We start from the raw sequence: 25,660 nt of genomic DNA, 5'->3' as shown, positions 1-25,660 counted from the left end.
CCCCAAAAGGACTTAAATGAGTTTAAAAACCAGTCTGCTATTTTTTGTACTGTTGTGGTCAGGGTTATTGCTGATCGCTACTCCCTGTAATTGTCGTGCCGAACTTAAAGACCACGACCAGCCATTGCCACAGATCGAATATGACAATCATCTCGAACTGGACGATTACCTGCAAGAAAAAAACTACGACTGGGATACCCTCAACCGGGGTGTACCACGTTTCATCCTGACCAACCTGCCGGACGATATGGAGAAGGTTCCACACGTTACAGACAAAAAACGTATTTTCTTTCTGTCCCTGTTACCGATGGTGCTGATGGCCAATAACGAAATTCTCGCTGATCGGAAACGCCTGATCGAACTGAAAGCACCCAACGCCTCGCGTCATAATGAAATCAAAGCGCGCGATGTCCTCTGGGTACAACAATTGGCCCGCGATTACGGAATCAAAAAAGACCCGCTAACCGACCCGCAAACGATGGAAAAATTGCTGCGCAGGGTGGATCAGGTACCGGCGTCACTGGTGCTGGCCCAGGCTGCAAACGAGTCGGGATGGGGAACCTCGCGTTTCGCCCGACTGGCCAATAATCTCTTTGGTGAGTGGACCTTCAAACCAGGGACGGGAATCACACCACACGACCGCCCGGAGGGTGAAACCTACGAAATCAAGCGCTTTAAAAATCTGCTCGCGTCAATTCGCTCATACCTGCACAACATCAATACGCACTGGGCTTATCGAGAGCTACGTAACAAACGTGCTGAGTTGAGATCGTCCGGTCAACCGTTACGGGGGCTTGATCTGGCACAACATCTGGAGTTTTATTCAACCCGGCGGCAGGCGTATGTGGAAGAACTCCGTCGACTTATCCGCAGCAACAATTTGATGCGGCTGACCGATGTTTATCTACGCCGACCGGAAGCAGCGGTGCAACCTCCCACCTATGGTCTTTTTTCCGCCGCCAAATTCAGCGGTCGCCCTCAGCAACCACCGGAAAAATCCATAACTGACTGAACCAGTGCCACCGTCCGGTGCGGCGGTTCGGTGCCGTCAGCGTAAATTTTCCGCGACGACCGGATAAAGGGGTGGCGGCTGAAATCGTTAACCAGGTGTCAGCGCCGACATCCCCTTCCCACGTCATTGCACAGCGGGGACTCCCATCGATATAACAATTCAACCTCCCCAGATCAACCTCCGGATCAGTGATCTTAAGCCGCAGTGTCGGGGGATTTTCAGGGGCAAGCGGATTTACCGGGGACGACACCTCGACCTGAAGCGCCTCCATCGCCAACTTATCGCGAAAACCACGTAATGTCGCATACTGGCCGCCCATCGGAAAACGCGGCAGAGCGTAGCGGTCCGTTGCCGCATTCACCACCCCGGACTGTTGTGCAACAGCCGCAGAGAAACCAAGCTCGGCGACCAACTGTTGCAGCTGCAAGTCGTACTCGCCATAGGGATAGGAAAATACTTTCGGTTCAATACCAAGATTTTTGCGCAGCGTCTGTTGGGCGCGACTCAAATCAGCGCGAATCCGCGTCAATCGTTGCGCCTCGTCCTCACCTGAACGTTTTTCAACCAGATAATCGTGCGTAGCCGAATGATTGCCGATTTCAATCCCGGTCGCGGCAACCTCAGCTAATTGCGCCCAGCTCATGTAACTGGCACCGCCAATCCCGTCGATGTTGACAAACAGCGTCGCCGGGAAACCGAATTGTTTCAACAGCGGCAGGCCTGCCGTGTAAAACGAGCTGAACGCGTCGTCAATCGTCAACACCGCGCATCTCTTTGGGAGGCTCTGTCCGGAACGCAGGCGATCAACAACCGCACCCAAAGTCAGCACTTGATAGTTTTCAGTACGCAGCCATTCAAGTTGTTGGGAGAATATGTCGCCAGAAATATTTGTGGAAGGATAACGGACATCATCAAAACGGTGATAAACAAAGACGTTAACGCCCGCCGACACCGGCGCGACGAACAGTAACAAGAGCAGCATGGTCAACCACAATTTAAACGGTGGATTGTTCCTCATTTTTATCGCTCTCCTTGACCCGGGTCCGCAGGTAACGCCGGATAGCGTTACGTGCTTTCGGAGTGACCGTCCATTCGAGCCATTTCGGCAGCACTACCGGCTTATCGGCGCGTTCAATCCCGACCTGATCACCATCCATCAGGCGCGATCGCAGCTGGCGGGTTTGACCATTGACCCGCGCGCGTTGTGCGTGCAGGCCAAGCGCTTCGTGAATCTGGAAAGCAAAATCGAGAACGCTGCTCCCCTCCGGCAAGGTCACGATCTGACCGATCGGCGTATAGACCTGAATCGTACTCGATGCCAGTCGCAAGCGTTCGGAATCGAAGGCCGATTCGCCGTCGGAGAGTGAATGCATCAGTTCACGGAAATTATCTTTGCGGAATTCAAAACCTGGCGCCAAAACCCCTGCCGCATTGAAACGCGCCAGCTTGCGGGTGGTGATTTCGACGCGAATTCGCGTGGTTCGCGCCTGAACCGTCGTTTTCAGGGCCTGATAACCGAACTGCGACATGACACTGAGATGATCGCGTAATTTACCGGGGATCGGATAATATATACCGTGCAGTAAACCGAGCGCCACATAGGCATCCATCGTGCGATCAACCTGAATTTCCAGCGTATACAGCGAAGTGACTCCGCGCTTTCTCTGCTTGGCAGCATCGGTCGAAAATGAGCGCCAGCGGTCACGCAAGGTTGCATTGAGCTTATGCTGCTCAAAAGAGTTCTGGATCTTGGAACGAATTTTTCGCAACTTAGGCGTAAACTCATGACGCAGCTCTTCAATCAGCGCGTGATAGGTTGCCGCGAGACGCGGATATACCACCTGCAACGACAAAGCCTCAAGCTCGGAGGCAACATACCCCATGCCGAGATGACGCGCCAGCGGAACATAGACAGTACGGGTTTCCTCCGCAATCAATGATTGTTTTTCCGGTTTAAGGACACCGATCGTTTGTAAATTATCAATTCGATCCCAGAATTTGAGACACAGGACACGGACATCATCGACCGCTGACAGCACCGTTTTGCGGTACGTCTCCGCCTTCAGGGCATCGCGACTGAGATTATCATCCGTCACCTTGGTCAGGCCGTTAACCAGAAACGCCACTTCTTTCCCGAACTCTTCGCTGACATGCGCCAGTGTTACCGGAGTATCCTCGACAACATCATGCAAAATCGCAGCAATAATCGACGGAAAATCCATCCAGTGGCGCGCCGCAAAATGGGCAACCCGCAGCGGGTGAAAAATATAAGGTTCTCCCGATTTGCGCATTTGCGTGTCGTGCGAGGCCTGCGCCAGAGCGAACGACTTCTGCAACCGTTCAATCGAACGATCCAGTTCATCTTCGCTCAACCCGGCACCGAAGTGCGTCACCAGCAGCTCCATGATCTCGTTCATCAGCCGCTGTTGCTGGCGTTTGTGTATGTCTGTGTCAGTCGACTTCATATATCCCGGGGGGCTTCAGCCCGGCGGCCAGGTCAGGTTGCGCCCGGCGAGCAGATGAAAATGGATATGCCAGACAGTTTGTCCGGCGGCCTCGTTACAATTGTTCACCACCCGAAATCCTGCTTGAGCAAAGCCAAGCTGTCGAGCGATCTTCCCGGCCGCCAGATAGATCCGACCGATCAACGCTGCGTCGTCAGCAGTCAGATCAAGGGTGGTTGGAATGTGTCGACGTGGCACCAGCAGATAGTGATGCGGTGCCTGAGGATTAATATCTGCAAAAGCGATCAGATCCTCATCCTCGTAAATAAAATTCCCCGGAATTTCGCCGGAATTTATTTTGCAAAAAAGACAGTTCGTAGCCATCAGTCACCCCCTTGGTCGGCCTGCTGCTCCTCCAGGAATTCGGGATAATAACATACATTTCTGCAACATGGCGACCCGAAAGATACAGAATGAGCATCGCGTGCACGGCGCTGGAAAACCTTTGGGTCGGTTTCTTTCGCACTCAGCGCGATAAACTCTTTCACCAGCTTTACATTGCGGATTTTAACACGCGTCGCTGCACCACGCCCAACCAGCTTAACCCCGTGTACACCGATCCGCGACAGTGCGGGGAGCGCACAAAGTCCACAACCGTGACGGCGATTGCTGCGCGACCAGAGCGCCTGGCGTTCCATCGCCTGGTTGAGATTTGCGCTGGCGGGTGGATGACACGCTTCGATGACATAGGGTATTTCGCACGGCCAGATTTTATCGGGGCTGCTATGATGGAACGAACAAAGTCCTTCGGTATTGGCACATTTTCCGACCAGCATAAAAGCGTCAAAGTGGATTTCCGGCAGACCGGTTGCTATCGCCTCCATCTCGGCAATAGTCAGATGACGCGGCAAGACGGCTCGCGTGATCCCCTGTTGCACATAAAAACGCACGGCCGCCGAGTTGGTCAGATGGGCCAATGTGCTGGCGTGGTACTCAAAGACGGGAAAGCGTTGCCGGAGCTGGGCAAGCAACACCAGATCGGCGAGGATAATCCCGTCAACACCCAGCTCTGCCATCCGCTCGACGTAATCAAGCACCAGCGGCAACTGCCGGTCATCGTAAAAAGGGGCATTAAGGGTCAGGGAGAAGGTTTTCCCCTGCTCATGCAAGGCCGCGATTATCTCCGCTAATTCCGCCTCGCTCTCGATTTGCGCACCGGCAAACGTACGTTGATTGAGGGAGGCGAGCAAGCGATAACGTTCCTGCCAGGCGCGCGGCACATAGCCGCCATAGAGTTCGTCGGCACCGGCAGCAAGCAGCGGTACAACCTCGGCAGCGTTATCGATCGGCGCGATGATCCGCATCGGTTACTGCTCCCCCTCACGCTGTCGCCAGATATGTTCACGGCGATAATCCCACCAGGCACCGTCGGGGCGCGCGGCCAGTGTTTCACCAACGATCACCAGCGTCAATGCCGGTCGACCGGTCGGTTCTCCCAGATTAAACAGAACGGTCTCACGGTCACCAACCAACGGGACAATATCATCGAGCGTCCCGCTGATCACCGCCTCACCGGGCAATCCCACCCGGTGCAGAATGGCAATCGGGACGTTTTGACCATAACCGGCCCTCAACTCAGCGGTCAGTGCGGACAACGGGCGATTGTTCATGTAGATCAGCAGGGTGACTCCCGGTGCCGCCAGCTCAGACAGCGACGGTGCCTGGTGATGATCACCAAGGGTCCGTGGCGAAGTGACGATGACACGATTACAAATGCCGGGCAGATCGAGGGTCTTGCGCAGCAGCGCTGAAGCGGCATTGGCAATCCCGACCCCCGGCACCACCACGGCGCGCTCACCGAGACGTTCGATCAGGGCCTGAAACGGCGCATAAAAAGTCAAGTCGCCAGGGATCAGAAAAACCACCGATCCGGTGACCAGCCGCTCTTCAACCACACCGATCAGCTCATCAAAATAATAGGCAAAAGGACTCAGTATCTCTTTGCCAGCCACCAGTTCCGCAAACGTCACCGCGAACGGTTCGGCAGCAAAGACCGTGTCACATTCGCGTAACAACCGCTCCCCCCTGCGGGTCAGCAGGTCAGGGTCCCCCGGACCGGCACCGACAAACCAGGCATGATTCATGGCGTCGCCTTTTTAAACAGATGGATCAGAAATTCACGATTGCCCTTCGGCCCGAGCAACGGGCTTGCGATGACATTATCGACTCGGCAACCGAGTTCAACTGCAACAGCTTCAATCGCCGCCACTGTCTCACGGTGCTGTTCCGGATCACGCACCACCCCGCCCTTGCCGACCTTCCCTTTGCCGACCTCAAATTGAGGTTTGATCAGGGCAATGATTTCAGCGTCAGGCGTCAGTAGCTTAAGCGTTGGCGGCAGAACCAGTTTGAGGGAAATAAACGAGGCGTCGATGACCGCCAGTGAAGGCGGTTCGGCCAATTGAGATCTGCTCAGGTCACGGATATTGGTACGTTCCAGATTCACTACCCGTGAATCTTCGCGGAGCTTCCAGGCCAGCTGCCCGTAGCCGACATCCACGGCAAAAACCCTGGCCGCACCATGTTGCAACAGGCAATCGGTAAACCCCCCGGTCGATGCCCCGACATCAATGGCGACCCGTCCCTGAACCGCCACCGCAAAGGCATCGAGCCCCTTCTCCAGCTTCAGTCCCCCCCGTGAGACAAAGGGGATATCCGCACCTTTGAGACGAATGTCAGCCAGCGGTGACACCCTGGTTCCGGCCTTGTCGATCCGGTGATCATCAACCACCACTTGCCCGGCCAGAATTAACGCCCGGGCACGCTCCCGCGAGGGGGTCAAGCCACGATCAACGAGTATTTTATCAAGACGTTCTTTGGTCAAATCAGCATTCCCTGGCGGCGGCTTCAGTATTGCATCGCACGGTAGCACAGCCGATCATCAGGAGCAATATCCTGTATTCAGGTATATCTGGTTAAAATCCTGTCCAGCTGGTTGGCAAAATTCTGGCGGTCAGATTTGTTTAACGGCGGTGGTCCTCCGGTGTCAATCCCGCTCCCCCGAAGGTTGTCCATAAAATCACGCATGATCAGGATGGAACGAATATCGTCAGGGGAATAGAGCTCACCACGCGGACTCAGGGCAATCCCCCCCGTTTCTATCACTTCGGCGGCCAGTGGAATATCACTGGTGACCACCAGATCACCCCGACTGAGGCGGGCAACGATTTCGTTGTCGGCCACATCGCACCCGGCGGCGACCAGCAAAAAATCGATCTGTGGTGAAGCGGGAATCCTCATAAAATGATTCGCAACCAGCGTCAACTGCACGCGAACACGGTTGGCGGCCTTGAATAATATTTCCTTGATCACCGCCGGGCATGCGTCCGCGTCAACCCATACTTTCATCGCTGAACCTTGTCGAGGTAAATTAAATCGAACATATTCTTTTAAAGTTGCTGCGTGTACATCCGAAACAGTAAAAAAGGTCAGCAGAAAACTGCCAACCCGTTGAATTGATAGAACATTAAACGAACACCAAAATGGCTTCAGGTAAAATTCACTCTATTGGCATCGATTTCAGATTATTCTGGGCTTTCTGGTTGCCAAGTTCAGCACTGCGTTCCCACCATAACTTGGCCCTTGACAAAGATCTGATGCAGCCTTTCCCGTGAAAATACATTTCTCCCAACCGATTCATCGATTTGGCATTGCCCCTTTTGGCGGCTTTCTTAAAAAAATCGAAAGCCAGCTTCTCGCTTTTTATATTATAAAATTTGACACCGACCTCAAATTGAATACCGGACGGGCCATTATGGGCCTTGTCGTATAACGTTGAAGCTTTAATTATGGCCTCTTTTTGTTCCTTGATTTCTGACTTTGTTGCTTCAGAAAGTTCTGCATTCCTTGTTTCTGACATCATTTTTCTCCTTTTAAATCGACTATTTTCGCTCAGTGTAACACAGATATGATCATAATGCTATATATTACGAGTGGTTTACGCGCCCGAAGAATAACGCTGCATAAGTGGCTGCGGTTTGTGCAGCAGAACCACATCCTGCCCCACAAATTCAACATCACAACCAATCTGCTCCGCCCACCACCTGAATGTCGCAGGGGAAAAATAACAAACGTGTGTAGGATCCTGCTTATAGTGCCACCCAGCAAATGCCTCAGCAGTTGAAACCAGTTTGGTCATCAGCCCCAGCCAGCCTCCCGGAAACAGCAGTGCATAAAGTTTTGCCAGTACCACGCCCGGTTGATAAAGATGTTCGACAACCTCGCTGGCAGTGATGAAATCGTAGCGGTTGAGCAACGCAGCGCCGTCCGGCGCATAATAGGGATCATAGATTGCCATGTCATACCCCGTCTCGGCGAACATCAGTGACAAGGTGGGTCCCGGACCACTGCCGAAATCCAGCCCCCGGGCCGGCACTGAAACCCGCTCGCACAGCGGCTCGAACAACCGTGACAGAAAACGTCGATACCTCATATCGGCTGGATCGTTGTTGTGCAGGTCATAGTGGGCCTTTTCAGCGGCAGGAAATAGACGGTACTCAGGCGGGACAAAGACCAGGGAGCAACGGACACATTGCCAGTAGGAACGTTTTTTATCCTGACAATACAAAACGGTTTCAGCGTGGACGCATAGTGGGCAGCTTAGAGAGGTCGGCATCATTCGATCACACATTGGTACAACTTTGTCCTTTGCGTTTGTGTCGGCAGCGTTTCGCCGGGTTATGTGCGTTAAATCAATATCTGCATTCTGTGAAATGTGAAACGCGGCGCTTATGTCTTACTGCCCCGCCCATTTGCCGCTCATGGCAGTGATAAAGTCGGAATACAGATCATCCGCCACAGCCCGCAAGCGATAGTAGTAGCTCTGCCCTTGGACAGCGCTAACGTCGATGAACGATTGCTCGCCTTTATCGACAGTGGCAATGGTGGTATAGATGCCGTGCGCTGGTAGCGCGTTCGATTTCGTAGTTATCGACGCAACAAGGTCTTGGGGGGAGAAATTCCAGGTGACAAAGAGGACAAAGAGGGGACAAAGAGGGACAAAGAGGGACGCTGCTTTCTATTTTTCTATTTCAGCCATTACCTGCCTCAACATGGCTGTCTCAACCCTCAATATCTTCTCCCCCCGCTTTGCCGCAAGACTAACACCCGAGGAGCCAAGGTGCAGAAACCTACCGACTTCGTTTCCCCGATAACCTAATTCAAATATCGCCAGATGACAGATGATTCCCCGCGCTGCCGCCAGGGCTCTGATTTTGCTCGGCCTTCTCACGGCCTCTGGATCGAGGTCCCACATCCCCGAAACGACTTCCAGCAAACGGGGCAAGGTGACGACGCCTTGCATCTTTGTCTGCAGTTCGACATGCTGTTTCAGCTCGTCCACGAAATCGCCGCCTCCCAGTATCCTTTCATCAAAACTTTCGTATGCGTTATCCTTACTCTCGCCCTGACTTCGCCTCAATCCCCCACCGACCAGATCATCACGCTGACCTTTCTTGATCCCATCCGCAACAAATTGACGATAGTTTTGTTGTGCGGTGTCGAGCGTATTGCCGAAGCGTTCCAAAATCGAGTTGGTTTCCTGCCCGGAGAGACTACGGTTACCCATCAGGACCGCGTGGCCGGACCAACGGTAATGATCCAGCTCATCAAGACTCGCCACCATCCCTGCCCGCAGTGGATTGAGGTGAATGTATCTGATCAGTTCCAGCAGATAAGGCTCCTCTTCGCAGACGATGGACTTATAGCGGTTCTGAAACAGGTGTCCGCAGCGTTTGTGGCGGCGATTGAACGACACCGCGTATCCGGTCAGCAAGCGGCGCATGAAAGATGCCAACGGTGTCGCGGTCGGGATTAATAACATGTGAAAATGGTTAGATAAAATCGCCCAGGCGTAACAATGAACGCCGGTTTCTGGGAGCAGAGTGGTGACGCGATCCACAAAATTCTGCCGGTCGATATCGTCAACAAAAATATCGCGACGCTCAATTCCCCGCACGATTACGTGTTGGAGAAGCCCGGCAATGTCAAGTCTGGCTAATCGTGGCATGGATGGACTGTATCAGTTCGAGAAAATTTGTCAATAGAAAAATAGCAAGCAGCGTCCCCATAAATAAGCGCGGGCACCAAATAAAAAAGGTCTGAAATCAAAAGATTTCAGACCTTTTTTATTTGGTGCCGAAGGGGAGACTCGAACTCCCACGCCCAAACGAGCACTAGACCCTGAACCTAGCGTGTCTACCAATTCCACCACTTCGGCGAAAGCGTCGTTTTTATAACAAAAGCACCTGCCCTTTGCAACAAAAAAACGTGTCCGATAACCAAAGCGTAAACATCTTTTTGTCGCCACGCTATTTGCAGGGGTGTTTCGCAAGCGATTTTCGATTATAATGGACAACAGCAATGACCGGTAGATTTATCAGTAAAAATATGGTATAAACTTTGATTATTCTTGACGGTACTTGTGTTATATGATTTTTAATATTAAACATTTCTTGATAATTTTAGTGCGCTTAATGTATTCAAACACCACAGCCAAAGGAGTATTCTTATGAGTGAAACACCGTTTAAGGGTCTTGGCACCAAAGCTTTGCACGCCGGACAAATCCCCGATCCAACTACCGGTTCACGTGCGCTACCGATTTATCAGACATCTTCTTATGTCTTCAACTCTTCGGAGCATGCCGCCAACCTCTTTGCCCTCAAGGAAATGGGGAATATCTACACCCGATTAATGAACCCGACCACTGATGTTCTTGAAAAACGCCTGGCAGAACTCGATGGCGGTGTCGGCGCGCTGGCGCTCGCCTCCGGGTCAGCGGCAATTACCCTGGCGATCCTCAACATTGCCCGCGCCGGGGATAATATCGTTTCGACCAATTCACTCTACGGCGGCACCTACAATCTGTTTCACCACACCTTCAAGCGGATGGGAATCGACGTCCATTTTATCGACAGCTCGGACCCGGCGAATATAGCCGCAGCGATCGACGCTCAGACCAAGGCGGTGTTCACCGAAACGATCGGCAACCCCAAGAACAATATTGATGATTTTGAGGCCATCGCCAAGATTGCCCACGCGCACAAACTCCCTTTTATCGTCGATAACACTGTCGCCACCCCGGTGCTTTTCAAACCGCTGGAGCATGGCGCGGATATTGTCTGTTATTCCCTGACCAAATTTATCGGCGGCCACGGCACCAGCATCGGTGGTGCCGTCGTTGACGGGGGTACTTTCGACTGGTCGAGCGGACGGTTCCCTGAGTACACCACCCCTGACCCGAGCTATCACGGGCTGGTCTATCACGAAGCCCTCGGCAATCTTGCCTACATCCTCAAAATGCGTTTGACCCTGCTGCGTGACATGGGACCGTGTATCTCGCCGTTCAACTCTTTCCAGATCGTGCAGGGGCTGGAGACGCTGCATGTGCGGATGCCGCGTCATTGTGAAAACGCCCAGAAAGTCGCCGAGTTTCTGAATAACCATCCGCAAGTATCGTGGGTCAACTATCCCGGGCTCCCCAATCATCCCGATTTTAAACGGGCGCAAAAATATCTCCCCAAAGGTCCGGGAGCGATTCTCGGTTTCGGCATTAAAGGGGGCGCAACAGCGGGTGCGAAGTTTATCGACAGTGTCAAGCTTTGCAGTCACCTGGCCAACATCGGTGACGCCAAAACCCTCGTCATCCACCCGGCTACCACCACCCATTCGCAGTTGAGTGAAGCGGAGCAGTTGTCCGCCGGGGTCAGCCCCGACTTCGTGCGGGTATCGGTCGGCATCGAGGATATCGAAGATATTCTTGCTGATCTTGATCAGGCGCTGACGGCGGCGAGCTGAATATTGCTGAAAAAAGTAAAAAAGCCCCGCATCCGGATGCGGGGCTTTTTTACGTCATAGCTACTCTTTCAACAGGGAGTGCAACTTTTCCAGCTTGCGTTCAATCGCCCGCTCAACTTTATCCGCACCGAGCATCCAGGTCAACTGACCGACCATCAGTGCGACATCGGCCAGCTCGTCAATGACGACCTCTTCGCTGATGCGTTTCCTTTTTAGATGTTTGATCCCGACAATCAGCTCGGCGCACTCCTCGATCGCCTGATCGTACTGGGCTTCCTCACCCCACTTGGCGAGCGTCGCCTGATAAATCTTCACATACTGTGACAGCATAACTTATGATCTCCAACGAACAGCGGATACAGAATGTAAAATACGCCTGCCGCAGTCTGCTGTCAAACGATCAGGCGCCTGTCAGCGACTGTTGCGAGATCAGACAGAAAAAGGGCCCGTCTGCATATCTTGCAACCGGGCTCTTTTTCTATCTTGAGCACGTAACGGTCAGTTCTTGATTTCACCCTGAATGCCGATCCGGATGGTGTTCAGTTCGACCTCTTTGCCACTGGCGACGACCGCCTGACGGGCGATGTGAATCAAACCGGTGCAACAGGGAACTTCCATGTGCACAACGGTCAGACTGTTGATGTTGCTGTGCAGAATCATCGCGGTCAGCTTGTCAACGTAGGGGGCGGTGTTGTCAAGCTTCGGGCAGGCGATCAGCAACGCCCTGTCCTTGAGCAGATCCTTGTGAAAATCGGCGTAGGCAAAGGGCACGCAATCGGCGGTGAGCAGCACATCGGCGCCCTGCAAAAAGGGTGCGGTCGGTGGCACCAGGTGCAGCTGCACCGGCCACTGGCGCAGTTCGGAGGGACGCTGGCCACTGCTCTCCGCACCGTTCGAGGAAGGCTTGGCAAAATTCATCAGCCGCGAGCCGGGGCACCCGCCGGCCGCCGCCGGAGACGCTTTCGGCAGACTCTGAACCTGGGCCGAGGGGCAGCCACCACCATGAGGAGCTTGCGGAGCATGGGCATGATTGTGCGCCGGAGCCGGTTTAACCTCAGCTTTGAGATGCTCTTCAACCGCGACCTCGTCGAATTCGTCGGCTTCCCGCCGCTCGACGGTAATCGCATTTTGAGGGCAATGACCGAGACACGCACCGAGACCGTCACAGAGGTTGTCGGCGACTAATTTGGCTTTGCCATTGATGATCTTGATGGCACCTTCGGCACAGGAGGGCACACAGAGACCGCAGCCGTCACATTTTTCTTCGTCGATTGTTACCACTTCTCTGATCATGAGTTGCTCCTTGAATATCGTTGTCAGAATTTTAGTTTATTGTTTCATTTGCGCGATTGTTAAGTTTACTTTAACGCGTTACCGGGTAAGTTAGTTTGACCAGCGTCAAGTCTCGCAATGATTTAGAAAAAATAGTGCCAGAGCAGATCCAGACGCCCGCGTTTGATCAGATACATACCGGAAAAGCGCATGATTTCGCGCACCCTCTCCCGGTGTCCGGGACGCTAGCAATGCAGCGTACACTCTTTACACGTCGGTTTGGGGTCGAGTGGACAGCGCATCCGCCGGTCACAGGCATAGGCGAGAAAATCAGTACATTCCTGACACACTGGAAAGGTCCCCCCCCTGATCCCGAACCGTTCACGTTCCGCGAAATCTCTGCGGCTGATGTCACCGTGTCGGGCTCGACAGTAGACTGAGGTAAACTGAACCAGGATACCGAGATCCTTGCTCTCCCTGGCGGTTAATGGCGCGCCATTTTTGTCGTGGCAAGTTGTCATGGTCTGAAGATAACATTTTCTGGCATTTAAACCTTGATGAGCATCAAATTCAAAGAAATTTCGGCGCCGCCAGCTGCAACCTGACTGTCACTGAAGGGGATGTTCACTCCTGACGACCGTTTCTCTTGACCATCCTGATTGCGACGTTTAAACTGCGCCCTACATCACTTAACGGAGAATATGCATGCCGATAGCCACCAAAATCAAAGCGTCGATTGAACGTTCCTCATGGATCAGAAAAATGTTTGAAGAAGGTGACCGCCTTCGCGCTCAATACGGCGCGGAAAACGTCTTCGATTTCACTATCGGCAATCCTTCCGTCGAACCCCCCGCCGAGTTCCATGAGATGCTGCTGGAACTGGCCCGCAAACCGATCCCCGGTATGCATCGCTATATGAGCAATGCCGGTTACGAAGAAACCCGCGCGGCGGTGGCCGAGGTGCTTGCCGAGCAGTCCGGCCTGGCGGTGAACGCACAACATATTGTCATGACCTGTGGTGCCGGTGGCGCGCTCAATGTCGTGCTGAAAACCCTCCTTAACCCCGGTGAAGAAGTCATTATTCTTACGCCGTTTTTTGTCGAGTACAAGTTTTATATTGATAATCACGGCGGGGTGCCGGTCGAGGTCTGGACCGACCGGAATACCTTTCAGCTCGATCTGGCGGCCATCGACGCTGCAATTACGATGAAGACCCGAGCCATTATCGTCAATACTCCGAACAACCCGACCGGAGTGATCTATCCTGCCGACAGCCTGCGCGCGCTTGGCAAGCTGTTGCGCGCCAAAGAAGCTGAATTCGGTGGATCAATTACTGTCATCTCTGACGAACCGTACGCACGCATTGCCTACGATGGACAACGTGTCCCGAGCATCTTCACCTGTATCGACAATGCGGTGGTGGTCACCTCCCACTCGAAAGACCTGGCTCTTCCCGGTGAGCGGATCGGCTATCTGGCAGCGAATCCGAAGATGACCGATGTCGGTGAATTTATCGAGGGTGCGATTTTCTGCAATCGCACTCTCGGCTTCGTCAATGCCCCGGCACTGGCCCAGCGACTGGTCACCAAACTTCAGCGTGCCAGCGTTGATATCGACGAATATCGCGCCAAACGCGATTTACTGTATAACCGTTTGACGGAACTCGGCTTTGAAATGGTCAAACCGGGGGGTGGATTTTATCTCTTTCCGAAGTCCCCCCTTGCCGATGATATTGAATTTGTGACCATGGCCCAGCAGGCTAATATTCTGCTGGTACCAGGAACCGGGTTCGGTGCCCCCGGTTTCTTCCGCATTGCTTATTGTAGCGAGATGAAGATGATTGAACGCAGCCTGTCCGCCTGGGAGAAACTTGCGCACGAGCTTGGATTTTAAGATGGAGAAGCGGTTCCTCAGCCCCGCCGAGACCACGGAACAGATCGTTGCGAACGGTTTACGCGTCAACAGTCAACCGTTAGCGCGAACAATTGTGCTCAGCCTGCTGGCTGGTTTCTATATCGCTTTCGGTGCACAGCTCACCACCGTCGTTACCCAGGACGCGGCTTCGTTTGTCGGCTACGGTATTGCCCGACTGCTCGGCGGCAGTGTTTTTTCGCTTGGTCTGATGCTGGTGGTTATTTGCGGCGCGGAACTTTTTACCGGCAACAGCCTGCTTACCAAAACGGTCCTTGATCACCAGTTAAGTTTGGGCAAGATGGGCAAAAACTGGGGCGTCGTTCTGCTCGGTAATTTTGTTGGTTCCCTCTTTTTTGCCTGGCTGATGTATCGCTCAGATCTCTGGCGTTCGGGAACAATTACAGATCATGCGGTATCAATCGCCAGCGCTAAATGCCAACTCAGCTTTGACGTTGCACTGATCCGCGGCATCCTCTGCAACTGGCTGGTCTGCCTGGCGATTTTTATGGCCGTGGCAGCCCGAGACATCGGTGGCAAAATTCTCGCCTGTTATGTGCCGATCATGGCCTTTGTGGCCAGTGGCTTTGAACATTCGGTGGCGAATATGTACCTTATCCCCACCGGTCTGTTCCTGAAAAAGCATAGCGGGGTAATCGCCCCGGAGCTCACCTGGAACAACTTTTTTTTCGGCAACCTGCTGCCGGTAACTCTCGGCAACATCGTCGGCGGGGTCGTCTTCGTCTCCTGTGCCTACTGGTTTATCCACTTGCGCAACCAGCGAACAACGCGATAATTCACCTCACGAAAAGGACAACAGACAATGAACATGACAGATTTGGCTCACTATGATGGTCGGGAAGGACGCAAGGCATACGTTGCCGTCGCGCAGGTGATCTACGACGTGAGTGCTAGTGCGCGCTGGGTTGATGGCAAACACCTTGACACGCATCAGGCGGGGGCTGATTTGACCGAAGAACTCAAAGGGGCCCCCCATGTCCGCTCATTGATTGAACGCTTTCCCGTCGTCGGACGACTGGAAGAGACACCGTCACAAAAAAAGAGCATAAAGGCGCTGTGGTTGATGCCACTTGTGGTGATTATTATTCTGGGCGCGTTTTTCTGGTTACGCTGAATCAGTCGGCCACCTGATTACGCCCACCTGATTTGGCTCGATACAAGGCCTCATCAGCGGTCTTGATCACCTCTTCAGGGGAGCTGTGCTCACCACCGCGTTGCGCCACCCCGATGCTGACGGTGATCCTCAGTTGCTGCTCCTTGCCCGCGGCTGGACGAGGTTTTTCAGGCTTTTTCTGCGGACGGTCTGCCCCGCGCAGAATGAAAACACTTGCGGCGAGCTCCACGCGTAACGCTTCCAGGTGCGGCAAGGTCTCCGGCATCTCCCTGCCGCGAAAGATGATCGCAAACTCTTCACCACCGTAGCGAAATGCCCGCCCTCCCCCGCGAACCACACGCAGCGACTCAGCCACCCTCCGTAACACCTGATCGCCGACATCGTGGCCATAGGTATCGTTGAACTTTTTAAAATGGTCAATATCAACCATTGCAATCGCATAACGACTGCCGAGTTTCAATAATGCTTCGTTCAGTGAGCGCCGCCCCGGGAGTCCGGTCAACTCGTCTTGAAACGCCTGCGAGTAGGATGATTCGACCACGCCGACGAGGAGAATCAGTAAGGAACATACAATATATGGAGTCGCTGGTGCAGCGACAAAAGATTGCCCAATGGCGAACAAAGCGGCAATTGTCGCCCAGATAAAACACCCTTCAAAGACTTTGGGATAACGACCATAGCGGAACAGGAGCAAAACAAAGGCAAGGAAAAATGCGCTTTGAACACTGTGCGGCAGAGGGCAAAGGTCAACAACCGGCCAGGGAATAAACTTGCGCTCCAGCAAATCAATCGTGATATTCGAAAAACGATGATACAACCAGCCCAAAAGTGCGACCTGGAGAGCAAAGAATAACCAACGACGGATCCCGCGTCCGGTCAACATTCCCCGTTCTCCGAACCAGCCGATAACCGCCAGATTCAGCGGCAAAGCGATTCCGGCGACAAGACGAATGAATTCATGGGCGGCGTCGTTCCAGCCAAGGAGACGGTCTGTCAACACCAGCAGCGCCAGTGCATAGAGCAGACGACAGCGATTGAAGCGCCAGCCGAAAAAAAAGGCGGCGGCAACGATCACCAGGAACAGAACGTCGATAAACGGCTCTATCATCAGCGCCAGAGGCGAGTTGTGCAACACCCAAATGATCATACCGAAGAGCAGTCCGCCCGGAAATAAAAGCGGAACGATAGCGCTTGGCTGGAAACTCACGTAACCACCTGCAACGCTTTCACTCTGAGCTGAATCTCGACACGATCACGCCACCGGTTGATATACGGGGTAAAAAGGATGTCCAGCGCACCGGCACCGGCGACAAATCCTTCCGCCAGACCAAAGGCGATTGCAGAAAAACTGTACCCCCCCTGCCGCACCGTGAATTTTAAATGTTTCTCTTTGACCACCTGTATCTGTTGCAGATTGACCGCGCGAGCAACAAAAAGCGGTTCCGGGTTGCCAACACCATAGGGAGCCAATGTCGCCAGCTCGTGAATGAGTGGCAGGGATATCTCTTCGAAGGTAATTTCGCCATCGTGGAACAACTTTGGCACATAGTCGTCCTCATCCACATCTGCCCTCGCTACGGCTTCAAAAGCATCCGCAAATGCCGCCAGATTTTCACGGGTAATCGCTATTCCCGCAGCATATGCGTGACCGCCGAATGCACTCAGATATTCGGCACATGCGCCAAGAGCGCGGTAAAGATTGAAGCCGGGGATTGAACGCGCCGAGCCTTTCCCCTGATCACCCTCAAGCGCCACCAGGATGGTCGGACGGTGGTAACGTTCAACCAGGCGACTGGCCACAATCCCGATCACACCGGGATGCCACTCTGCTCGTGCGAGGACCAGTGAGCGGTGCGATTCATCACACTTTGCAGCCAGTTCAATCGCTTCTTCGCAGGTTTGCCGCTCAATTTCGCGTCGTTCCTGATTACACGCATCCAACTGCTCTGCATAATCCTTGGCACGCACCGGATCGTCGCTTAACAGCAACTCCACCCCTAATGCAGCATCTTCCAGACGGCCCGCTGCATTGAGACGCGGAGCCAGCTGGAAACCGACCGTTCCGGGGGTAACAACGTTAACCCCGGCAACCGATTTTAGTGCTGTAATTCCTGGCCGACGGCTGTGTTCCAATAGGGACAGCCCCGGTTTAATCAAGGTACGATTCAGTCCCGTCAATGGCGCAACATCCGCAATCGTGCCCAGGGCAACCAGATCAAGGCTATGGCGCAGGTCGGGTTCCGGACACGACCCAAACCAGCCCTGCTCACGCAGCCGCTGCCGCAACGCCACTAACAACATGAACGCGACCCCGACCCCGGCAAGCTCCTTGGCCGGGAACAGGTCATCAGTACGGTGCGGGTCAATGATTGCCCATGCCTGGGGGAGCGTTTTCGGGGGTTGATGATGATCGGTAATGATCAGATCAAGGCCCAGTTCGGCAGCGAGATGGGCCTCAGAAACAGCACTGATCCCGCAATCAACCGAAATCAGCAAAGCAACACCCGCCGTCGCCATTCTGCGGATAGCAGCTGCCGACAGGCCATAACCGTCCTCAAGACGCAGCGGGATAAAATAATCGCAATCTGCACCGCACGCGCGGAGGTTTTCGACCAACAGTGCCGTAGCGGTGATGCCATCGACGTCGTAATCCCCGTGAACAGTTATCTTCTCGCCGCGCTCCAGCGCTGAGGATAACCGGGAAACCGCAACATCCATATCGGTGAGCAAATAAGGGTCAGGAAGATCAGCAAGACGGGCAGTGAGAAAATTTTGTCCGGCATCAGGCTGCACGATGCCACGTAAAGCGAGGACCCGGGCGGTCAAAGGCATGACATTGAGCGCTGTTCCCAACGCAACAACACACTCGACATCCGGTTCAGTGGAGCGCAACACCCAGCGTCTGGCAATTATCTGTTCCATGAAGGCCCGGTTGAGGGATCGGCCTGTGGCAGCAGCGGCAGCAGCTGCACAGTGCCCAGATATGAACTGCGATTTTTGTCAAAGAATAGCGCGGCAGGGAGATCTGGTGAATCCCAGTAATTGAGGGTCAGGTCAACATCCTCGGGAACTTCTTCACCAAGGACCACGTGTGTATTGTTTCGTGCAAAGTGATTGTTTCTTATCAGGTATTCACGCGGATGCGCGGTAATAAAGATCCCTTTTTCATTATCGACAATCAGATTCCGGTTGATAACCGGAGCATCGAAATGGAAGCGAATCCCCGCTCCATTGTGTTGAATAAGGTTGTTTTCAATGATGATCGGCGTCGAGTGAAAACGAATTGCAACCAGATTATCTTCGAATACCGACTCGCGGATATAAACCTCGCGCGACTGCTGACTGTGAATGGCACTGTCAGCCTGCTTAAAACGGCAGAAGCGAAAACTGGCGTAAGGACTCTCCGTAAGGTTCACGCTCCCCCAGGCACCGGGGGGTGCATTGCTTTCAATGGAGCGAAATACAATTGGCTCACTTGCCGTGCCTTCAGCGATCAAACGTCCGCGCACGATCAGCTCACTGCCATGAAAAAAAGGATGTGCAGAGCGCTGTCCCGCTCGGGGGGGGAGAAAAACAACTTCTGTACCCGGCAGGATACGCAGTGATGACCCGGCTGAAAGCTCGACATCACCATCAACATAGACGGTCCCCCGCCAAATGTGCTGACCATCGATGTCACCCGAAATGTTGCGCGCCAAAAGACAGGAGGTGAGGATGGGCACAACCAGCAGAGACAGGATAACTAAAAGATGCCGATAAAAAAATTTACGCATTGGAGTAAATTCAGACGGGCCGATTTCTCGGCCCGTCTCAAAAAAACTGCCTATTTGTTTTGTGATACGGGCGGGTGAGTCGTTAGAAATTGCATTTGTTCCCGCACCTGATCAGCACCGGGACCGGTCGGATTCATCGACAGGTATTTTTCCCAGGCCATTTTGGCGGCATCGAAGTTTTGCAGATCATAGCGATAGACAATGCCGAGATTGTAATAAGCCTGTAGATGGTTGGGTTGAATCGCAACCGCCTTCGTGAAGTTTTCGACAGCCTTGTCGAACCAGCCAAGTCGACGAAACATCACGCCTTGGTCGGTTAACACGTTGGGATCGCGATTATCAATCGCCAAAGCCTTGTCATAGGACTCGACCGATTTAATTGGTTGATCAGAATCGAAATAGAGGTTGCCTAATTGAATCCAGGCGTTACGGTTTTCCGGCTCGCGGGCAACAACTTGTTCGAGCATGGCGATGTCACGTTGATAATCAACGAGCGGTGCTGCTTGTGGCGAGGATTGAGCAACTGTTGCAGGAGATGATTTCCCTCCTTTACTCAACAATATCCCCAACAAAATACCAATCATCAAAGCACCACCGACCAGAATCCAGGTTTCTTTTTTCATGCGGCACTCCTTGCATCTGTTTCTGATTTGCGTCCTTTACGATATTCATCCCAGTAAACCAGAACCGGGCTGGCAACAAAGATTGACGAATAGGTTCCGATGATAATACCGACCAGCAAGGCGAAGGCAAAGTTGTGAATGACCCCGCCGCCAAAAACAAAGAGCGCCAGCACCACCAGCAACGTTGTCCCCGACGTCAAAACGGTCCGTGAAAGTGTTTCGTTGATACTCCGATTAATAATGAAGACAAGGTCCTTGCGTGAATATTTGCCGCTGTTTTCACGAATGCGATCATAAACGATGATGGTGTCGTTCAGTGAATAACCAACAATAGCCAGAAATGCGGCAATGATCGGCAGATCGATTTCCTTGCCAAACAACGAAAAAACACCAAGAGTAATCAGCACATCATGTAACAGTGCGACAATCGCACCGACCGCAAAACGAAATTCGAACCGCCAGGTGACATAAGCCAGCACACCAATCATGGCGTAAAGGATTGCCATCAACCCCTGCGAGCGCAGTTCCTTGCCAACTTGCGGTCCGACCATCTCGGTACGACGAACTTCGAACGTGTTTACGCCGTAGGCGTTTTCCAAAGCGGCACCAATCTGCTGGGCAAGTCCTTTCAGCGCAGTAGTCGATTCCTGTGCCCGGAGTAAAAACTCACGCGGATCATCACCGAACTGCTGAACAACAAGACCGTTAAGTTCAACCTGCGCCAAAGCATCTTTAATCGCCTTCGGGCCGGTCTGTTCAGTAAATGAGATCTGCACTAACGTTCCGCCAGTAAAATCGATGCCGTAATCGGGGCCCCCTTTGATAATCAACGAGATCAGTCCGATGGTAATCAACGCTAATGAAAAGAAAAGTGCCAGCTTGCGCTTACCGACAAAATCAATATTAATGTCCGCTTTAATAAATTCCACGGTGATCCTCCTTAAATGCTCAGCTGCTTGATTTGCTGACGATTAAGGAAATAATCAAAAATCGTCCGCGAAACAAAGATCGCCGTAAACAGCGATGCAACAATTCCGATCGAAAGCGTAACCGCAAACCCTTTGACCGGGCCGGTACCGAATTGAAACAGAACCAGAGCCGCAATCAGGGTGGTAACGTTTGCGTCAATAATCGTCAGAAAAGCTTTACTGAACCCCGCATCAAGTGCCGCTCGCGCTGTCTTGCCGACGCGAACCTCCTCACGAATCCGTTCAAAAATAAGAACGTTGGCATCGACGGCCATACCGACGGTGAGAACGATCCCGGCAATCCCCGGAAGGGTCAGCGTCGCGCCTAAAATACTCAGCAAGGCAAGGATAAAGAACAGATTGAGAATCAGCGCGACATTGGCCACCAGCCCGGAAAGCTTGTAATATATCAACATCGCCACGATAACCAGCACGCCGCCGATCATGACAGAGATTATCCCTTGTCTGATCGAATCACGCCCCAGGGACGGTCCTACAGTCCGGTCTTCAAGGATCTTGACCGGCGCGGGGAGCGATCCGGCACGCAGAACAATCGCCAGATCAGTCGCCTCCTGTTCGGTAAACGAACCGCTGATCTGCGCACTGCCGCCGGAAATCCGTTCACGAATTACCGGGGCCGAGTACACCGTATCGTCGAGAACGATAGCCATCCGTCGGCCAACCGAAGCGGCGGTCAACTGATCAAACCGTTTGGCCCCGACCGGATTGAAATCAATCGAAACATAAGGGTCGTTGAAGCGCGTATCGATCCGCACCTGTGCATCGCTGAGCAGATCACCGGTCAATGCTGTCTTCTGCTCGACCAGCAGTGGTGTTTCACTCGTTGCGCCGGTCCGTGCATCAACATTTTTTTCGTAGAGCAACAGAACTCCGGGAGGCAAATTCCCCTTCAGAGCCTCGGCAATATTGCCGTCTTCGACAACCATTTTGAACTCCAGGCGGGCGGTCTTTCCCAATAACGCAATGGCCCGCTCGGGATCCTTGACGCCCGGCAGCTGAATCAGGATGCGGTTGCCAGACTGACGTTGCAGGGTCGGTTCACTGACGCCGAATTCATCAACCCGGTTGCGCAGCGTTTCAAGCGCCTGTCGTACTGCATAATCACGAACCTCTTCAATCTCTTGATCACCAAGTCGATACTGCTTTTCGATATACCCCCCGGAAACCGGGACGGTCAACGCTTCCAGGTTGGGAAAGTTTTCGTTCATCAGGGCATCGACTTCAGCACCCGCTGCATCATCATAAACAGTAATTGCCAATCGATCTCCGGATTGGCGCTCAATGCGTTTAAAGATAATATCCTTCTCACGCAACTGACTTTCGGCCTGGTCGATAAGCCCGTCAACACGACTTTCTACCGCCTTGTCAACGTCGACACCAAGCACCAGGTGCATCCCCCCCTGAAGGTCGAGACCAAGACGAATCGGGTCAAATAACTTTGTCCAGAAACCTGGCAGTGAAGCACCGACAAATGTTGGGGCCAACGACACGAGTGAAAGGAGCAGGCAGAAAAAAATCAGCAGTCCGCGCCATTTAGTGTTGGTAGACATGACAAAAATAACTCCTTACCGAGACCTTGAGTCAATTGCGTAGCGGTTCTACGTAAACCGCATACATTAATTCGAACATAACCGTCGGAGCACAGTTCGCAGACGGATTGGCGCAACCAAACTAGTGGCTGACCGTCATGACCGAGGCGCGATTAACTTTAATTTTGACACCTGCTGCAATTTCTACACTGATGATGTCATCCTGAACCGCCGCAATTCGTCCATGAATCCCCCCGGCAGTAACAATCTGATCGCCGATTTTCAAAGCCTCAACCATTTCCTTGTGCTGTTTTGCCCGTTTTTGTTGTGGACGAATCAGCAGGAAATAGAAGATCGCAAACATGACGACCAGCATGATGATACCCTCATACCCGCCACCACTTTTCTGCGCTGCGTTGTTCGCCATAGCATAAGCGTTGTTAACCATTGGGTTTCCTCCTTGTTGACGCAATAAGTGAAATATTTGTTCTTAATTAGGCCGGCAACGACAGTCCGCGCAGGCGGTAAAAATCATAACGATATTTTTGAAAGCAGCCGTTATCAATCGCGTCACGGGCGCCTTTCATCAGATTGAGATAATAATACAGATTATGTTGCGTATTCAACATTGAAGCAAGAATTTCATTCCCCTGATAGAGGTGCCGCAAATAAGCCCGGCTATAGTTACGACAAACATAACAATCACAAGCGGGATCGATCGGCGCGGGATCATCGTGATAACGCGCCTGCTTGATGCTGATCTTGCCGAAGGTGGTGAACAGCACACCGTTCCGCGCGTTGCGGGTCGGCATGACACAATCGAACATATCAACCCCCCGCGCAACCGCTTCGATCAGGTTTTCCGGCGTGCCGACCCCCATCAGGTATCGCGGCCTGTCGACCGGCAGATGAGGCAAGGTCGACTCAAGCACTTCATACATCAACTCCGCTTTCTCGCCAACCGATAACCCCCCGATGGCATACCCGTCAAAACCGATGTCGAGGAGATCCAACACGCTGCGTTGCCGCAGATCACGGTACATTCCCCCCTGGACAATACCAAAAAGTGCTGCCCCGTCATCACGAAAATGAGCATCTTTACTGCGTCGTGCCCAGCGCGACGACAAAGCGGTTGATGCCTCAACATACGCGCGTTCCGAGGGATAAGGAATACACTCATCGAAGGCCATGACAATATCAGCATCAAGCGCGCGCTGAACCGCCATCGATAGTTCGGGCGTCAAAAGATGCGGCGAACCGTCGATATGCGATTGAAAGCGCACCCCTTCCTCATCAATCTTGCGCAACTGCCCAAGACTGAAAACCTGAAAACCACCACTGTCGGTGAGGATCGGGCGGTCCCAATGCATAAATTTATGCAGTCCGCCCAACGACTCAATCAGCTTGTGCCCAGGGCGCATATACAGATGATAGGTGTTGGCCAGAATAATTTCGGCATCAAGTTCAACCAGGGTTTCAGGAAAAACAGCCTTCACTGTTGCCTGGGTCCCGACCGGCATAAAGACAGGCGTCTCGATTGTCCCGCGTCGCGTCTGAAGACACCCGCGTCGCGCACCGCCGGAAACGTCGCGGCGCAATGTAAAGCTGAAAGAACTCAAAAAATCCTGACCTTAAACGATCAACATGCAGTCACCATAGCTGAAAAATCTGAACTTTTCGGCGATAGCCTGCTGATATGCAGCCATGATGCGCTCATGACCGACAAAGGCGGCGACCATCATAAGCAGGGTCGAACCGGGCAAATGAAAATTTGTGATCAGCGCATCGATCACCTGAAAATGAAAACCGGGTCGAATAAACAGGCGACTTTCGCCGGGTCCTGGAATCACCTGTCCCGCATCGTCAGCCGCTGTTTCAAGTGTGCGCGTTGTCGTTGTTCCCAGGGCGACAACGCGGCGTCCCTCCTGACGGGCACGGTTGACTTCTGCAGCTGTCGCCGCCGGGACGTGATACTCCTCGGCATGCATCCGATGCTGGTCAATATGCTCGACCCGCACCGGCAGAAACGTGCCTAATCCAACATGCAAAGTTACTGGACACACCACCACCCCCTTGTCCCGTAACTGGTCGAGAAGAGCGGGAGTAACATGCAACCCGGCAGTCGGTGCGGCCACGGCACCCGGTTGCGCAGCAAAAACAGTTTGATATCGTTCGCGATCAAGTGGCTCGTCTTCACGCAGGATGTATGGTGGCAACGGGATCCGGCCAAGCCGTTCAAGCTGCTCGCGAAAATCGCCATGACTATTGAAACGCAAATAACGATACGGTTCCTCACCCTGGTCAAGAACCGTCGCTGTCAACTGCTCACCAAAATCGATCTGCATCCCCGGACGCGGTGCTTTGGAAGATTTTGTCAGGCAAGACCAAATTTCGTCATCGCCGACACGCCGACGCACCAGCAACACCTCGATCTTGCCCCCCGACTCTTTACGCCCTAACAGCCGTGCGGGGATAACCTGGGTATCGTTATAAACCAGAACATCCCCAGATTGGAAATGATCAATGATTTCGGTAAATAATGTGCAGCGCGGCAAGCCGCCGGTGCGCGCCAGAACCATTAACCGTGCGTCCTCACGACTTGGCGGAGGGTACTGGGCAATTAACGATTCAGGCAGTTCAAAACTATATTTATCCAGGCGCATCTACCTAAAATTCTCCACCTTCAAATCGCCCGAAAAACGGCCTAACTCAAACACAGATAAGGGATATTGTCAAATCATTTAAGCCCTTTACAAGGTTGCAAAACGAACCAGTAAAAGGCCAGCCAACATCGTCAGCAATCCCCAAATGCGCAGCGCGCGCGACGAACTGAGCAACAACTGTCGTTGCATTTTTTGCATCGCGGCGGGAGACAAGAACCACGGAGCACCTTCAATGATCAGCACCACCCCCGCGACACATAATATAAACTTCATTAAAGTTGCCTGAAAACAATAAGTTACATGAAAAATATAATAAAGTTGTTGGCAAACTTATTGCAGAACTCAATCAACTGTTCCACACAAAACAAAAGCTCCTGCGACGGAGTGCGACATATTAATTGGTCATGGATCGACTGTCAAGCACCGACACTTGTATAGCGGGCATTTACCTCGA

At 52.9% G+C, this 25,660-nt stretch carries 27 protein-coding genes, 1 tRNA gene and 1 pseudogene; 5 read left to right on the top strand and 24 right to left on the bottom strand.

The features are described 5' to 3' along the window. Positions 1 to 16: 16 nt before the first annotated feature. Positions 17 to 1,012, top strand: coding sequence for a glucosaminidase domain-containing protein (locus K0A93_07390; protein MBW6511924.1), 996 nt, complete (start codon positions 17 to 19; stop codon positions 1,010 to 1,012). Here K0A93_07390 and K0A93_07385 read toward each other — a convergent pair. The 11 genes from K0A93_07385 to K0A93_07335 all read right to left on the bottom strand — a co-directional run bounded on the left by K0A93_07385 (position 966) and on the right by K0A93_07335 (position 9,733). Next, a complete protein-coding gene (locus K0A93_07385) occupies positions 966 to 2,030 on the bottom strand; it encodes a polysaccharide deacetylase family protein (protein MBW6511923.1) in 1,065 nt (354 codons plus the stop codon). The genes K0A93_07390 and K0A93_07385 overlap by 47 nt on opposite strands. Beyond that, a complete protein-coding gene (locus K0A93_07380) occupies positions 2,008 to 3,477 on the bottom strand; it encodes an HD domain-containing protein (GenBank protein ID MBW6511922.1) in 1,470 nt (489 codons plus the stop codon). The genes K0A93_07385 and K0A93_07380 overlap by 23 nt, the downstream gene beginning before the upstream one ends. A gap of 15 nt (positions 3,478 to 3,492) precedes the next feature. After that, positions 3,493 to 3,840: a histidine triad nucleotide-binding protein gene (locus tag K0A93_07375; GenBank protein ID MBW6511921.1), complete on the bottom strand. Its 348-nt coding sequence runs from the start codon at positions 3,838 to 3,840 to the stop codon at positions 3,493 to 3,495. Further along, positions 3,840 to 4,820 carry a U32 family peptidase gene (locus K0A93_07370; GenBank protein ID MBW6511920.1) on the bottom strand — a complete coding sequence of 327 codons (981 nt, stop codon included), beginning with the start codon at positions 4,818 to 4,820 and terminating at the stop codon, positions 3,840 to 3,842. The genes K0A93_07375 and K0A93_07370 overlap by 1 nt, the downstream gene beginning before the upstream one ends. Positions 4,821 to 4,823: 3 nt before the next feature. Next, positions 4,824 to 5,600, bottom strand: coding sequence for a hypothetical protein (locus K0A93_07365; GenBank protein MBW6511919.1), 777 nt, complete (start codon positions 5,598 to 5,600; stop codon positions 4,824 to 4,826). Further along, complete coding sequence (locus K0A93_07360) at positions 5,597 to 6,340, bottom strand: TlyA family RNA methyltransferase (protein MBW6511918.1); 744 nt, start codon at positions 6,338 to 6,340, stop codon at positions 5,597 to 5,599. Before K0A93_07360 ends, K0A93_07365 begins: the two co-directional genes overlap by 4 nt. 77 nt (positions 6,341 to 6,417) lie before the next feature. Continuing rightward, entirely contained in the window at positions 6,418 to 6,864 is a 447-nt protein-coding gene (locus K0A93_07355; GenBank protein ID MBW6511917.1) for a YaiI/YqxD family protein, read from the bottom strand. 151 nt (positions 6,865 to 7,015) lie between these two features. Continuing rightward, a complete protein-coding gene (locus tag K0A93_07350) occupies positions 7,016 to 7,378 on the bottom strand; it encodes a sel1 repeat family protein (GenBank protein ID MBW6511916.1) in 363 nt (120 codons plus the stop codon). A gap of 75 nt (positions 7,379 to 7,453) precedes the next feature. Beyond that, positions 7,454 to 8,131, bottom strand: coding sequence for a class I SAM-dependent methyltransferase (locus tag K0A93_07345; GenBank protein ID MBW6511915.1), 678 nt, complete (start codon positions 8,129 to 8,131; stop codon positions 7,454 to 7,456). A 402-nt stretch (positions 8,132 to 8,533) separates the two neighbouring features. Then, the gene (locus K0A93_07340) at positions 8,534 to 9,523 is read right to left on the bottom strand and encodes a transposase (GenBank protein MBW6511914.1); all 990 of its coding nucleotides are present in this window, start codon (positions 9,521 to 9,523) and stop codon (positions 8,534 to 8,536) included. A 123-nt stretch (positions 9,524 to 9,646) separates the two neighbouring features. Continuing rightward, positions 9,647 to 9,733 (bottom strand) — tRNA-Leu (locus K0A93_07335). A gap of 291 nt (positions 9,734 to 10,024) precedes the next feature. Between K0A93_07335 and K0A93_07330 the strand changes: the two genes are divergently transcribed. Next, positions 10,025 to 11,311 carry an O-acetylhomoserine aminocarboxypropyltransferase/cysteine synthase gene (locus tag K0A93_07330; GenBank protein ID MBW6511913.1) on the top strand — a complete coding sequence of 429 codons (1,287 nt, stop codon included), beginning with the start codon at positions 10,025 to 10,027 and terminating at the stop codon, positions 11,309 to 11,311. 60 nt (positions 11,312 to 11,371) lie between these two features. Here K0A93_07330 and K0A93_07325 read toward each other — a convergent pair whose 3' ends face one another. The 3 genes and pseudogenes from K0A93_07325 to K0A93_07315 all read right to left on the bottom strand — a co-directional run bounded on the left by K0A93_07325 (position 11,372) and on the right by K0A93_07315 (position 13,104). Next, positions 11,372 to 11,641, bottom strand: coding sequence for an antitoxin (locus K0A93_07325; GenBank protein MBW6511912.1), 270 nt, complete (start codon positions 11,639 to 11,641; stop codon positions 11,372 to 11,374). A 168-nt stretch (positions 11,642 to 11,809) separates the two neighbouring features. Continuing rightward, positions 11,810 to 12,604 (bottom strand): 4Fe-4S binding protein, encoded by a 795-nt coding sequence (locus tag K0A93_07320; GenBank protein ID MBW6511911.1) that lies wholly within the window; start codon positions 12,602 to 12,604, stop codon positions 11,810 to 11,812. 122 nt (positions 12,605 to 12,726) lie between these two features. Continuing rightward, positions 12,727 to 13,104 (bottom strand): annotated as a pseudogene (locus K0A93_07315) (nitrous oxide-stimulated promoter family protein). Between the two features lie 184 nt (positions 13,105 to 13,288). Here K0A93_07315 and K0A93_07310 point away from each other — a divergent pair. From K0A93_07310 to K0A93_07300, 3 genes are read left to right on the top strand one after another with little or no spacing between them, the layout of a single operon-like run. After that, positions 13,289 to 14,476 (top strand): pyridoxal phosphate-dependent aminotransferase, encoded by a 1,188-nt coding sequence (locus K0A93_07310; GenBank protein MBW6511910.1) that lies wholly within the window; start codon positions 13,289 to 13,291, stop codon positions 14,474 to 14,476. 1 nt (position 14,477) lies between these two features. Next, on the top strand, positions 14,478 to 15,290 hold the full coding sequence (locus K0A93_07305; GenBank protein MBW6511909.1) for a formate/nitrite transporter family protein: 813 nt from the start codon (positions 14,478 to 14,480) through the stop codon (positions 15,288 to 15,290). 27 nt (positions 15,291 to 15,317) lie between these two features. After that, on the top strand, positions 15,318 to 15,629 hold the full coding sequence (locus K0A93_07300) for a hypothetical protein (protein MBW6511908.1): 312 nt from the start codon (positions 15,318 to 15,320) through the stop codon (positions 15,627 to 15,629). 1 nt (position 15,630) lies between these two features. Here K0A93_07300 and K0A93_07295 read toward each other — a convergent pair whose 3' ends face one another. The 10 genes from K0A93_07295 to K0A93_07250 form a co-directional block, all read right to left on the bottom strand. Further along, positions 15,631 to 16,836, bottom strand: coding sequence for a GGDEF domain-containing protein (locus K0A93_07295; protein ID MBW6511907.1), 1,206 nt, complete (start codon positions 16,834 to 16,836; stop codon positions 15,631 to 15,633). Then, a complete protein-coding gene (gene recJ / locus K0A93_07290) occupies positions 16,833 to 18,551 on the bottom strand; it encodes a single-stranded-DNA-specific exonuclease RecJ (protein MBW6511906.1) in 1,719 nt (572 codons plus the stop codon). The genes K0A93_07295 and recJ overlap by 4 nt, the downstream gene beginning before the upstream one ends. After that, positions 18,539 to 19,402: a right-handed parallel beta-helix repeat-containing protein gene (locus K0A93_07285; GenBank protein ID MBW6511905.1), complete on the bottom strand. Its 864-nt coding sequence runs from the start codon at positions 19,400 to 19,402 to the stop codon at positions 18,539 to 18,541. The genes recJ and K0A93_07285 overlap by 13 nt, the downstream gene beginning before the upstream one ends. A gap of 50 nt (positions 19,403 to 19,452) precedes the next feature. Beyond that, a complete protein-coding gene (locus tag K0A93_07280; GenBank protein MBW6511904.1) occupies positions 19,453 to 20,025 on the bottom strand; it encodes a tetratricopeptide repeat protein in 573 nt (190 codons plus the stop codon). Beyond that, positions 20,022 to 20,954, bottom strand: a complete 933-nt coding sequence (gene secF / locus K0A93_07275) for a protein translocase subunit SecF (GenBank protein ID MBW6511903.1) — start codon at positions 20,952 to 20,954, stop codon at positions 20,022 to 20,024. Before secF ends, K0A93_07280 begins: the two co-directional genes overlap by 4 nt. An 11-nt stretch (positions 20,955 to 20,965) precedes the next feature. Continuing rightward, positions 20,966 to 22,564, bottom strand: a complete 1,599-nt coding sequence (gene secD, locus K0A93_07270) for a protein translocase subunit SecD (GenBank protein MBW6511902.1) — start codon at positions 22,562 to 22,564, stop codon at positions 20,966 to 20,968. Positions 22,565 to 22,685: 121 nt separating this feature from the next. Then, on the bottom strand, positions 22,686 to 22,991 hold the full coding sequence (gene yajC / locus K0A93_07265) for a preprotein translocase subunit YajC (protein MBW6511901.1): 306 nt from the start codon (positions 22,989 to 22,991) through the stop codon (positions 22,686 to 22,688). A gap of 46 nt (positions 22,992 to 23,037) precedes the next feature. Further along, complete coding sequence (gene tgt / locus K0A93_07260) at positions 23,038 to 24,162, bottom strand: tRNA guanosine(34) transglycosylase Tgt (GenBank protein MBW6511900.1); 1,125 nt, start codon at positions 24,160 to 24,162, stop codon at positions 23,038 to 23,040. 12 nt (positions 24,163 to 24,174) lie between these two features. Continuing rightward, entirely contained in the window at positions 24,175 to 25,206 is a 1,032-nt protein-coding gene (gene queA / locus K0A93_07255) for a tRNA preQ1(34) S-adenosylmethionine ribosyltransferase-isomerase QueA (GenBank protein ID MBW6511899.1), read from the bottom strand. An 87-nt stretch (positions 25,207 to 25,293) separates the two neighbouring features. Next, positions 25,294 to 25,479, bottom strand: a complete 186-nt coding sequence (locus tag K0A93_07250; protein ID MBW6511898.1) for a DUF2065 domain-containing protein — start codon at positions 25,477 to 25,479, stop codon at positions 25,294 to 25,296. Between the last annotated feature and the right edge of the window lie 181 nt (positions 25,480 to 25,660).

The sequence above is a fragment of the Desulfuromonadaceae bacterium genome, from assembly GCA_019429445.1.
Lineage (GTDB): Bacteria > Desulfobacterota > Desulfuromonadia > Desulfuromonadales > JAHYIW01 > JAHYIW01.
The sequence above is the reverse complement of the archived record's forward strand: the minus strand, read 5'-3'. Positions and strand labels throughout refer to the sequence as shown.